The sequence below is a fragment of the Flavobacterium litorale genome, assembly GCF_019613795.1.
Classification (GTDB): domain Bacteria; phylum Bacteroidota; class Bacteroidia; order Flavobacteriales; family Flavobacteriaceae; genus Flavobacterium; species Flavobacterium litorale.
Map to the genome: position 1 here is coordinate 397,998 of NZ_CP080429.1, position 11,641 is coordinate 409,638.

12 protein-coding genes are annotated in these 11,641 nt (G+C 38.4%); 8 read left to right on the forward strand and 4 right to left on the reverse strand.

Annotated elements, in window-relative coordinates:
* Positions 1 to 13: 13 nt before the first annotated feature.
* Positions 14 to 781, reverse strand: a complete 768-nt coding sequence (locus K1I41_RS01810) for an alpha/beta fold hydrolase (protein WP_220640978.1) — start codon at positions 779 to 781, stop codon at positions 14 to 16.
* Between the two features lie 2 nt (positions 782 to 783).
* Positions 784 to 1,497 (reverse strand): pyridoxine 5'-phosphate synthase, encoded by a 714-nt coding sequence (locus K1I41_RS01815; protein WP_220640979.1) that lies wholly within the window; start codon positions 1,495 to 1,497, stop codon positions 784 to 786.
* A gap of 100 nt (positions 1,498 to 1,597) precedes the next feature.
* Between K1I41_RS01815 and K1I41_RS01820 the strand changes: the two genes are divergently transcribed.
* From K1I41_RS01820 to murI, 8 genes are all read left to right on the forward strand, one after another.
* Positions 1,598 to 2,257, forward strand: coding sequence for a CBS domain-containing protein (locus K1I41_RS01820; protein WP_220640980.1), 660 nt, complete (start codon positions 1,598 to 1,600; stop codon positions 2,255 to 2,257).
* 9 nt (positions 2,258 to 2,266) lie between these two features.
* Positions 2,267 to 3,151: an NAD kinase gene (locus tag K1I41_RS01825; protein ID WP_220640981.1), complete on the forward strand. Its 885-nt coding sequence runs from the start codon at positions 2,267 to 2,269 to the stop codon at positions 3,149 to 3,151.
* 155 nt (positions 3,152 to 3,306) lie between these two features.
* Positions 3,307 to 3,984 carry a type IX secretion system protein PorG gene (gene porG, locus K1I41_RS01830; RefSeq protein ID WP_220640982.1) on the forward strand — a complete coding sequence of 226 codons (678 nt, stop codon included), beginning with the start codon at positions 3,307 to 3,309 and terminating at the stop codon, positions 3,982 to 3,984.
* 4 nt (positions 3,985 to 3,988) lie between these two features.
* Positions 3,989 to 4,729: an undecaprenyl pyrophosphate synthase gene (gene uppS, locus K1I41_RS01835; protein WP_220640983.1), complete on the forward strand. Its 741-nt coding sequence runs from the start codon at positions 3,989 to 3,991 to the stop codon at positions 4,727 to 4,729.
* On the forward strand, positions 4,662 to 7,382 hold the full coding sequence (locus K1I41_RS01840; RefSeq protein WP_220640984.1) for a BamA/OMP85 family outer membrane protein: 2,721 nt from the start codon (positions 4,662 to 4,664) through the stop codon (positions 7,380 to 7,382). The genes uppS and K1I41_RS01840 overlap by 68 nt, the downstream gene beginning before the upstream one ends.
* A gap of 39 nt (positions 7,383 to 7,421) precedes the next feature.
* Positions 7,422 to 8,534 carry an OmpH/Skp family outer membrane protein gene (locus K1I41_RS01845; protein WP_220640985.1) on the forward strand — a complete coding sequence of 371 codons (1,113 nt, stop codon included), beginning with the start codon at positions 7,422 to 7,424 and terminating at the stop codon, positions 8,532 to 8,534.
* A gap of 47 nt (positions 8,535 to 8,581) precedes the next feature.
* Positions 8,582 to 9,091, forward strand: a complete 510-nt coding sequence (locus tag K1I41_RS01850; protein ID WP_220641797.1) for an OmpH/Skp family outer membrane protein — start codon at positions 8,582 to 8,584, stop codon at positions 9,089 to 9,091.
* Positions 9,092 to 9,161: 70 nt separating this feature from the next.
* Positions 9,162 to 9,944, forward strand: coding sequence for a glutamate racemase (murI, locus tag K1I41_RS01855; protein ID WP_220640986.1), 783 nt, complete (start codon positions 9,162 to 9,164; stop codon positions 9,942 to 9,944).
* A 15-nt stretch (positions 9,945 to 9,959) separates the two neighbouring features.
* Here murI and K1I41_RS01860 read toward each other — a convergent pair whose 3' ends face one another.
* Both K1I41_RS01860 and K1I41_RS01865 read right to left on the reverse strand, forming a co-directional pair.
* Positions 9,960 to 10,469, reverse strand: a complete 510-nt coding sequence (locus K1I41_RS01860) for a gamma carbonic anhydrase family protein (RefSeq protein WP_220640987.1) — start codon at positions 10,467 to 10,469, stop codon at positions 9,960 to 9,962.
* A 65-nt stretch (positions 10,470 to 10,534) separates the two neighbouring features.
* Positions 10,535 to 11,530 (reverse strand): PorP/SprF family type IX secretion system membrane protein, encoded by a 996-nt coding sequence (locus K1I41_RS01865; RefSeq protein ID WP_220640988.1) that lies wholly within the window; start codon positions 11,528 to 11,530, stop codon positions 10,535 to 10,537.
* Positions 11,531 to 11,641 lie beyond the last annotated feature (111 nt).

The following is an 11,641-nucleotide window of genomic DNA, read 5'->3' on the forward strand; positions in this document are numbered from 1 at the left end:
CTTACAATACCATTTAATCTTTTTTAAGAAATGCTAGCGATGCTGCAAAAAAAGCTGCAGGATTTTCGGCATGCAACCAATGCCCCGCATTGGGTATATCGGTTATTTCGGCATTTGGGAAATGTTTTTTAATACCCTCAATATCTTTATCACGAATGTAACTGGAATTTGCACCTCGTAAAAACAATACGGCTCCGTTGTATACAGCATCTTCTGGTAAGGCTTCGCCTATGCTTTCAGGGTCTTTGTTAAAAACCTCCAAGTTAAAACGCAAGGCCAATTGCCCCTTCTCTTTCCAGTACAAACTCTTCATTAAAAACTGCCTTGTAACCGCAGCAGGTATGTAGCTTTTTAGCACCTCCTCTACATCGCTACGCGATGGTTTTTGAGAGAAGTCTACCGCACTAAGCCCTGCCAAAATTTCCTGATGGTGGGGTCGGTAATACTTAGTACCAATATCGGCTATTAGTAATTTATTTACTTTTTCGGGGTATACTATTGCAAAAAACATGGCTATTTTACCTCCCATAGAGTGCCCCAATAAATCAATAGTTTCCAAGTTATGCCCTTGGCAATACTCATATACATCGTTCTTCATGGCATCGTAATTAAACACATCCGAGTGGAAACTCCTGCCATGATTCCGCATATCAAGCGCGTGTACCTCGTAACCCTCCTCAGCATATTGCCCCGATAAGGTTTTCCAATTGTCCGACATGCCTAAAAAACCATGCAGTATAAGCAATGGTTTCCCCGTTCCTTCTATTTTAGATACTAGCATTTCTATTTCAGTTTTTGCAAATACATGTTCACTACATTATCCAGCCCCAAGTATAACGATTCGGCTATTAAAGCATGCCCTATAGATACTTCTAGCAACTGTGGTATATTTTCCTTAAAATATTTAATATTATCCAAGCTCAAATCGTGTCCTGCATTTATACCAAGTTCTAGTTTGTTGGCAATTTCGGCAGCAGTTACGTAGGGCTTTATACCATCTTTATTCCCCAAACCATACTGGTGTGCAAAGGCTTCGGTGTACAATTCTATCCTATCTGTACCTGTTTCCTTAGCACCTTCCACCATTTCGGGTACAGGGTCTACAAATATCGATGCACGGATGCCGTTTCGTTTAAACTCCTGTATTACCTCTTGCAAAAAACTTTTGTGGGTAATGGTATCCCAACCCGCATTACTGGTTATAGCATCGTCGGCATCAGGTACTAATGTTACTTGTGTTGGTTTTACGGCTAGCACTAAGTCCATAAATTTTTTAACGGGGTTGCCCTCAATATTATATTCAGTATGCACTATCGGCACAAGGTCGTGTGCATCTTGGTAGCGTATGTGCCTTTCGTCAGGGCGTGGGTGTATGGTTATGCCCTGTGCACCAAACCGCTGTACATCGGCAGCTACTTTTAATAAATCGGGTACGTTGCCGCCTCTGGAATTTCGTAGGGTGGCTATTTTATTTATGTTTACGCTCAGTTTTGCCATATCTTTGTTAAATGTGGTTTTGCCTCACAAAAATACAAACTTAAAAAAGCAGAATATCCTTATTTTTTGATTATTTTGCATAAACAAATTCATTGCTTGTATGATTGATATCACCGATTTCATCAATAACGACGTAAAACCGTTACGAATAACTGATGCTATTAGTACAGCGCAGGACTTGTTTGCAGAGTATCCGTTTTCGCACTTTCCAGTACTGGAAGAGGGTGTTTACATTGGCAGCGCTAATGCAGAAGATACGGAGCTTATGGCCATTGAGAAAACACTAGGCGAAAACCGTTTTTCGTTTGGGCGTTTTTTTGTACGCGATACCACAATTTGGTTAGACGTACTAGAAGTTTTTGCCAAAAACGAAACCAACATACTCCCCGTATTGGATGATAAAAATGCGTATTTAGGCTATTATGAGATTACCGATATTATCCGTTTTTTCCATGAAACCCCTTTTCTTAAAGAAAATGGTGGAATACTGGTAGTAGAGAAAAAACTGGTAGACTATAGCATGAGCGAAGTTGCACAAATTGTAGAGAGTAATAACGGTAAGCTACTCGGTTTGTTTGTATCCAATGCAAATATGGAAACAATACAAATAACGCTAAAAATAAGTATGGGCGGGTTAAGCGAAATTATCCAAACGTTTAGAAGGTACAATTACGAAATTATATCGGAGCACCAAGAGGATGAATACCTAAACACGCTAAAGGAACGTAGCGACTACCTAGACAAGTACCTAAATATATAATTGCCACGTATGAAAATTGCTGTTTACGGACAATATTATAAAGAGAATACCGAGGCAATTATAGTAGCGGTACTAAAGGTATTGCGCCAGCATAATGCTGAAATTGCCTTTGAAACCAAATTTTACACTACGCTTACCGAAAATAATTTATTAAACACCGTCTTTCCTACCTTTAGCTCGCATAAAGAATTAGAGTCGGGTTTTGATATGTTTATTAGCATTGGTGGCGATGGTACTATGCTACGCGCTGCAACATTAGTACGCGATAAAAACATACCTATAGTAGGTATTAACGCGGGTAGGCTTGGTTTTTTAGCAACAGTACAGGAGGAAAACATAGCCGATTTACTCCCATTAATTTTTACAAAAGAGTATAACATATCGTCGCGCACACTACTATCGTTGGATTACGAGGGAAAGGAAAAAGACCTTAAAGACCTTGATTATGCCCTTAACGAGGTAACAGTTAGTCGTAAAGACACGACATCGATGATTACGATAGAAACCCGTTTAAATGGCGACTATCTTAACTCCTACTGGGCAGATGGCTTGATAATATCTACCCCAACAGGCTCTACAGGATATTCACTCAGTTGTGGCGGACCTATACTTACGCCCGATGCCGATACTATTGTAATTACACCTATAGCACCGCACAACCTTAATGCGCGCCCGTTGGTTATACCTAATGATACCGAAATAGAACTCATTGTATCGAGCCGAGAGGAACAACATTTGGTATCGCTCGATTCTAGAATAACCTCTATTGACGTAGAGACCCGACTTCGCATTAAAAAAACCGACTTTAAAATTAATCTGGTAGAATTTCAGCAAGAAAAATTCCTCGACACCCTACGTAAAAAACTATTATGGGGCGAGGACAAACGAAATTAAACCAAGATTTTTATCACACATATATACTACACCGCCTCTTCTTTCGTTTTCAAGACTGTATAATTTTGCTAATTTGTAGGCATATAAGCGTAAAATGACTAATGTAGGGGATTTTAGAAATCTATATTGTTATATTTGCACCCAATTTTAAAGGAATGAATCGGATTTATTTTGTAATACTATTAATCGTAATCAGTGTAAAAGCAGAGGCACAAATACATGAAATAGGTGTATTTGCAGGCGGAAGCAACTACATTGGCGACATTGGTCCTACGGATTATGTTGCTCCAAACGATGTGGCAATAGGTATACTATACAAATGGAACCGCAGCCCTAGGCACGCATGGAGAATATCGTATACTTATGGTCAGATAAGCAGTAATGACGCTGACTCTGAAGTATCTGGAAGAAAACAGAGGGGTTACGAGTTTGAGAATAGTGTAAAAGAATTATCTTTGGGGCTTGAATTTAATTTTTTCGATTTTAACCTGCACGATTCTGGCGTAAAACTAACACTGTATGTATATAGTGGTGTAAGCTATTTTAGATACGATGAAAAACGAATAGAAAACGGCAGAGTATTTACAGATGATGGCACAGGAGGCATTGCCATACCTATGACAGTAGGTATTAAAACTAACGTTATTGATGGTTTTGTGATAGGATTTGAAGTAGGCGCCCGATATACATTTACCGATAATTTGGATGGTAGCAACCACCCCGATTATGAGGAGCTTGCTTTTGGTAACCTTGAGAGTAACGACTGGTATGTATTTACAGGCTTTACACTAACCTATACTTTTGGTAACAAACCTTGCTACTGCGCTAACTAATTTTATGGACGTACCTACTACAATAAACACCGATAACTTACCAAAGCATGTTGCCATAATAATGGATGGCAATGGGCGTTGGGCTAAGCAAAAAGGTATGCTTCGTGTTTTTGGGCACGAAAACGGTACAAAAGCAGTACGCAAAACCGTAGAGGCTTGTGCTAAAATGGGCATACAAAACCTTACTTTATATGCTTTTTCTACCGAGAATTGGAACCGACCCAAAATAGAGGTAGATACATTGATGAAGCTATTGGTAAGCTCCCTTAAAAAAGAGTTACCTACACTACAGGAAAACAGCATTAAGCTATGCACTATAGGCAATACAGTACTACTGCCCGATTCGGCAAAAAAACAGCTTAACGATGTTATAGCACTTACCCAAAACAATACTAGAATGACGCTTACGCTTGCCCTTAGTTATGGTGCGCGCGAAGAAATACTATCGGCTGTAAAAGCAATAGGCGAGAAAGTAAAAACGAATAACCTCGAAATATCAGACATTAGTGAATCTACCATAAACGAACACTTGTACACGTGTAACCTACCCGATGTAGACCTTGTTATTAGGACGAGTGGCGAACAACGCATAAGCAACTTTTTGTTGTGGCAAGTAGCGTATGCCGAATTTTATTTTACCAATGTATTATGGCCCGACTTTAGGGAAAAAGATTTACATGAAGCAATTATCAGTTATCAAAAAAGAGAACGCAGATTTGGAAAAACCAGTGAACAAATTAAATAAGCCAATGTTTCAAAAAAGCATTCAAATACTCCTTATTGGCTTTTTATTACTCGCAACAGGCAACATTGCTTTTGCTCAGGAAACCAAAGGATTGGAGCCTGGCAAAGAATACATAATTGCCGATATCGAGGTTTCGGGAAAAATAAGTTATAACAAAAATACTGTTATAACGTTTACAGGACTCGAAAAAGGGCAAACCATACGCGTTCCGGGAGAGGAAATAAGTACTGCTATTAAAAAACTGTGGAAACTAGGGCTTTTTAGCGATGTTAACTTTTATGCAAATAAAGTGGTGGGCGATAGCCTTTACCTTGAGTTAAACATTAACGAGCTACCTAAACTTAGCGAAGCTAAAATACGCGGTGTCCGAAAAGGAAAACGCGAATCGTTAATTAAAGACACACAACTTACCAAAGGTAAAATTGTTAACGAAAACCTTGTTACCAATACCAAAAACTACATTGAAAATAAGTATAAAAAAGATGGTTATTACAACACCAAAGTAGCCATTAATGTAATACCCGATAGTACCAATACCGTAAAAATGGTGGTAAATATCGACCGTGGTAAAAAAGTACGAATTTCTGATATTAATATCTCGGGTAACGAGCAATTGTCTGAAAGGCAAATAAAAAAGGCAATGCGCAAAACCAAAGAAAGAGCATTCCCTAACCCATTACGCATATTTACACCCTCTAAATTTATTGGTGAGCGTTACAAAGAGGACCTTGCTAATATCATCGAAAAATATAAAGAAAAAGGATACCGTGATGCACGTATCTTAGCCGATACTGTATCGTACGATGCTAAAAAAAATAGGGTAGCTATTGATATTGATGTTGAAGAAGGAAACAAATATTACTTTGGCGAAATTAAGTTTTTGGGTAACTCGGTATACACCAACAAGCAACTAAGCCAAATACTCGGTATTAAAAAAGGCGATGTATACAATGGTGTATTACTACAAAAGAGGATAGCCGACCAAGAAAGACCTGATGGGCAAGACCTTACTAACCTATACCAAAACAACGGTTACCTGTTCTCTAACATTAATGCAGTAGAGGTTAAAACAGCTAATGATACTATTGATTTTGAGATTAGAATTACCGAAGGTCCTATTGCCTACTTTAACAACATTACCGTTGTAGGTAACGATAAAACCAACGACCACGTTGTGTACCGTGAGTTAACCACACGCCCAGGGCAAAAATGGAATAAGGAAGAGGTTGTAAATACCATAAGAGCACTTGGTACACTCGGCTTTTTTGACCCTGAAACGATTAGACCCGACGTTAAAAACCCAGACCCTGCTAGTGGTACGGTAGATGTTGAGTGGCACGTAACCGAAAAAGGTTCAAGCCAGATAGAGCTACAAGGTGGTTACGGTGGTGGTGGCTTTATTGGTACACTAGGGCTATCGTTTAACAACTTCTCCATACGAAACATCTTTAAAAAAGATGCCTATAAACCCATCCCGATGGGCGACGGACAAAAGCTATCATTAAGGGCGCAAGGTAGTACGTACTTCCAAACCTACAGCTTCTCGTTTACAGAGCCGTGGTTAGGAGGTAAAAAGCCAATACAGTTCTTTACATCACTATCGCACAGTAAGCAGTTTTTATTTAACTTCCAAACAAGAGATGTAAACAGGTCGCAAAGTTTTACCATATCATCAGTTACTATGGGCTTTGCAAAAAGGTTAAGCGGTATTAGCGATAGGGTTACACTTTCGCATTCGTTAACCTTCCAATATTACGACCTTAACAATTATAACACAGGATTATTTACCTTTGGAGATGGTTCGTCTCGAAACCTTGCCTATACAATAGAGTTAAGTAGAGATAACAGAGGTAACAGCCTTATCTTCCCTATGTATGGTTCGCTGTTTAGTGTAAGTTTCAGAACTACATTGCCGTACTCGTACTTTAATGGTATTGACTATGGTGATTTAGAGAACCAAGAACAATATAAATCGCAGAATGAAGGAGCACCTTATCAAATAGAAGGCTCAAATGGTAGTATTGTACAAGTACCTACTGGTGCTTACCTAGATGAGAATGGTTTCCCTGTAAGCTCGTTTGAAGAGGCAGCAGCAGATCCTGCAAAGGTTGACCAAAAGAAATTCAACTGGTTGGAGTACTATAAAGTTAAATTTAAAGCTGATTGGTATACACGGCTGTATGATAAATTGGTATTACGTTCGTTAGCAGAATTCGGATTTATGGGAGCCTATAACTCTGAGCGTGGTTTAGTACCTTTCGAAAGATTCTTTTTAGGAGGCGATGGTCTTGCTAACTTTGCACTCGATGGTCGTGAGGTAATACAGTTAAGAGGGTATCCTAACCAAGCCTTATCATCAAACGATGGTGGTACAGTATATAACAAATTCTCGTTAGAGCTGCGCTACCCAATAACATTAAAGCCACAAGCTTCGATATATGTTCTTACCTTTGCAGAGGCAGGAGCATCATACGATACTTTTGCAGAATATAATCCGTTCTCACTTAAGCGTTCAGCAGGTTTTGGTATTAGGGTATTTATGCCTGCATTCGGTCTGCTGGGTCTGGATTTAGGTTACGGTTTCGACCCATTACCAGGTGCTACGCAGCGAAACGGACAGGAATTACATTTTATCATCGGACAGCAATTTTAAAACTGGCATGATATTTTCTAATACGTAATTGTAACAGTTATGAAAAAAATATTTTTAGTATTATTTACAATTTTTACAGCATTAAGTGCTAATGCGCAAAGAGGTCTTAAAGTTGCCTATATAGACATGGAGTACATACTGGATAAAGTGCCCGATTATGCCGAGGCAAAAAACCAGTTGGAAAAAAGAGCTCAGAAGTGGAAGCAGGAAATTGAAGTAAAAAGAAACGAAATTAATACGCTGAAAGAAAGTTTAAAGGTTGAAAAAGCACTATTAACCAAAGAGCTTATTGAAGAGCGTGAAGAAGAAATTGCTTATCAGGAAAAAGAACTGCTCGATTATCAGTCACAACGATTTGGTCCTACTGGCGATTTAATAACACAAAAATCTGTTTTGGTAAAACCCATACAAGACCAGGTATTTACCATAATACAGGATTTGGCAACAACCAGAAACTACGATTTTGTTTTTGACCGCTCATCAGACCTTACTATGCTGTTTGCAGCAAAAAGACATGATATAAGCGACCTTATTGTGCGCCGCCTTACCAGAGCTGCAAAACAAAGCCAACTTAGCAGCAAAGAGCTTAAAAGGCTAAACGAACAAGAAGCACAAGAGGATTTGGAAGCTGACCCTGAGTACCAAGCCAGAAAGAAAAAGCAGGAAGATAGACAAGCGGAAAGACAACGTTTACTAGACGAGCGTAAAGCAGCACAGGAAGCTAAGCGAAAAGAATATAAAGAACGTCGAGAAAAACTTTTAAAGGAGCGTGAAGAAAAAAGAAATGCTAAAAATAATGCTAATAAACCCAAGCAAGACGATGCAAAAGCAAGTAGCATAGATGGTAACGACGACCCTGAGCCAGGGGAAGCTACCGACGGTGATGACCCTAAACCAAAAAGCAGCACTGCCGAAGATAAAAAAGAAGCAGCACAAAAAGCACGCGAGGCTAGACAGAAAGAACTAGACGAAAGAAGAAAAGCAGCACAAGAGCGAAGAGCCAAAATACTTGCCGATAGAGCAGCAGCACGTAAAGCACGCGAAGATGCAAAAAACAATAACTCTGCAGAACCTATAGATTTTCGTCCAATAGAAAATTCTGATACTGAGGAAACTCCTAAGGAGGAGGAAGAAGTTGAAACTGAAGAATAAACCCGAATAGAAAAAAGAAAACAAAAATTAATTTAATACCTTAAATGATGAAACAATTAAAATCTTTATTAATCGCTGCAATACTTTTTGTTGGAATAAACCAAAGCGTTTCTGCACAAGCAAAAGTAGCACATATCAATGTAACCGACTTAATGAGTGAGATGCCAGAAATGAAGGCTGCCAACACTCAAATCGAGAACTATGGTAAAACATTCGATAAAGAGTACCGAACTATGGTAGAAGAGTACCAAACTAAAATAAAAAAATATGACCAAGAGGCGGCTACTGTTAGCGATGCGATAAACGAAACACGCTCGCAGGAGGTACAAGAAATGGGTAACAGAATCCAACAGTACCAACAAACAGCCTCTAAAGACATGCAAAAGAAACAGGAGGAGATATTAAAGCCAATTCTGGAAAAAGCTAAAGCAGCAATCCAAAAAGTAGCTAAAGCAAAAGGATACCAGTATGTACTGGATTCTACTGTAGGTAGTGGCGTTTTGGTTGCAGACGGACCAGATATTCTTGCTGATGTTAAAAAAGAGCTTGGTTTCTAATCCAAACAAAATTTAACTCTATATAAAAAACGACTCTTAATAAGAGTCGTTTTTTTGTTATTTTTGCTTTATGAATACTAGCATGCAGCCCATCGGTTTATTCGATTCTGGCGTAGGAGGTACATCCATTTGGAAAGAGATACACACCCTATTACCAAATGAAGCTACCCTATACCTTGCCGATAGCAAAAATGCACCCTACGGGCAAAAAAGCAAGGAAGAAATACTACACTTAAGTATAAAAAACACAGAGCTTTTACTCAACCAAAACTGCAAGCTCATTGTAGTGGCCTGCAATACGGCAACAACAAACGCTATAAAAGAACTACGAGAAAAATACGATGTGCCTTTTATAGGCATAGAGCCTGCCATAAAACCTGCAGCACTCCAAACAAAAACACATACCATAGGCATACTTGCCACTAAGGGTACACTAAATAGTGTATTGTTCCACAAAACCGTATCCAGCTATACAAACCTAAACATTATAGAACAAGTGGGGCACGGATTGGTACAATTAATAGAAGAAGGCAAATTGGGTGGCAGCGAAATAGATAAGCTACTGCAAACTTATCTTAAACCCATGATGCAAGCTAATATAGATTGCCTTGTGCTAGGTTGTAGCCACTACCCCTACCTTATACCACAAATACAAAAAATTCTACCTAAAGAAGTTAAAATAATCGACTCTGGATTAGCAGTAGCAAAACAAACCAAAACAATACTAGAAAAATACGGCATGCTAAATAAAACAATAGCTAAACAAAAGCAGCTATTTTATACCAACGCCAAGCCTAACGCCTTAGCCACGCTACTAGGCAATAAATACACTATTCTGGAAAAAGACTTTTAAATGGCTTACAACGGCTTATTTAAACCAAGAAGAATACAATACGTAATTATCTGAAATGCGTGCTATCTCGCCCTCAAAATCAGAAGCATCAATCGATTTGACTTTTCTGGCAGGTACACCAGCATAAATACTCCCCGACGCTACAACCGTGTTTTGGGTAACAACAGCACCAGCAGCAATTATAGTATTGCTTTCTACCACACAATTATCCATAACAATAGCCCCCATACCAATTAGCACATTATCCTTAACCGTACAACCATGTACAATAGCATTATGCCCAATGGATACGTTATTGCCAATAACCGTAGGGTGTTTTTTGTAAGTACAGTGTATAACCGCACCATCCTGTATGTTTACTTTGTTACCAATGCGTATGTAGTGTACATCGCCACGCAAAACAGCGTTAAACCATATGCTACACTCAGCACCCAGAGTAACATCGCCCACTATAGTAGCATTCTCGGCAACAAAACAATCGTTAGGTATTTGCGGGTACTTTCCATTAACCTCTTTAATAACCATAATACATATAAAAAAATAGTCCCGATAGGTTATATCGGGACTGAATTAATAATATCACTTTATAATTAATTAACTGCAGGACAGTTACAGTCATATCTCTCTCGCTTACAGAAAAGGTTAATACCAAGTGTTAACTGGTGAAAACCACTATTATCAAACTTTACATCTCCCGTTAGGTAAGAGTACGTGTAAGCAAACATAAATTGCTTATAGTTAATACCAATAATTGGTGTAAAATATTGTAAATTTTGATCTACAGCACCACCGTCACTATCTACAAACTGAGCACCATCTAAACTTCTTCTATACGATAAACCTCCCCAAAGACGACCAAAGTCCATTTCTTTATACACTTTAAGGTTAACATCAATAGTAGTTTCCTTAGTTTCATCAACAGCTTGGAACATTATAGAAGGTTCCCATTGTAATTGGTCTTGGAATCCAAAAACATAACCCGCACTAAAAATATATTTTCTAAGGTTATCACTTTCAATATCAGTATACAAATCCCTTTTACTAGCAATCGCATTCTTAACTGTAAAATGAGTATAAAAATCAAGGTAATGGTACGATGCACCGATATCAATATTAAAGTAAGAATCTTTCTGTTCCATACCACCATCAATAATAGGATCGAACTCAGGACCAAATTCAGTTTCATCAAGACGACTCTGTACCAATCCTGCACTCATACCAAAAGATAATTGATTAAGATCGTACTCATCTCTAGAAAAACGAATATGGTGCGCATAGGTTACTTTTGCACCTGTTTGAGAATGGTAACCATTTTTATCGTTAAAAGCAATAATACCCACACCTGATTGTGGACCTACGCTACCATTAAAACTTAATGTTTGTAACTGTGGTGCATCATCCTGCCCAAACCATTGCTGGCGTGCAGTGAGCCTTATTTTAGCACAGTTTGCAGCTCCTGCCATCGATGGGTGTAGCAAATAATAGTTGTCTGATAAATAATCGGAATAAACGGCTATACCCTCTTGCGAAAAAGATAGTTGGGCTGCTAACAATCCAATAATTAAATAAAACTTTTTAAAATTCATGTTGACCTTATCGTTAAATGAAAAATGTGCTTCGTCTATATATTGCGATAGTGTATATAAGTACTACAAAAAAGATTATTACTGCTTTTTCTATAATATCATAACTTACAG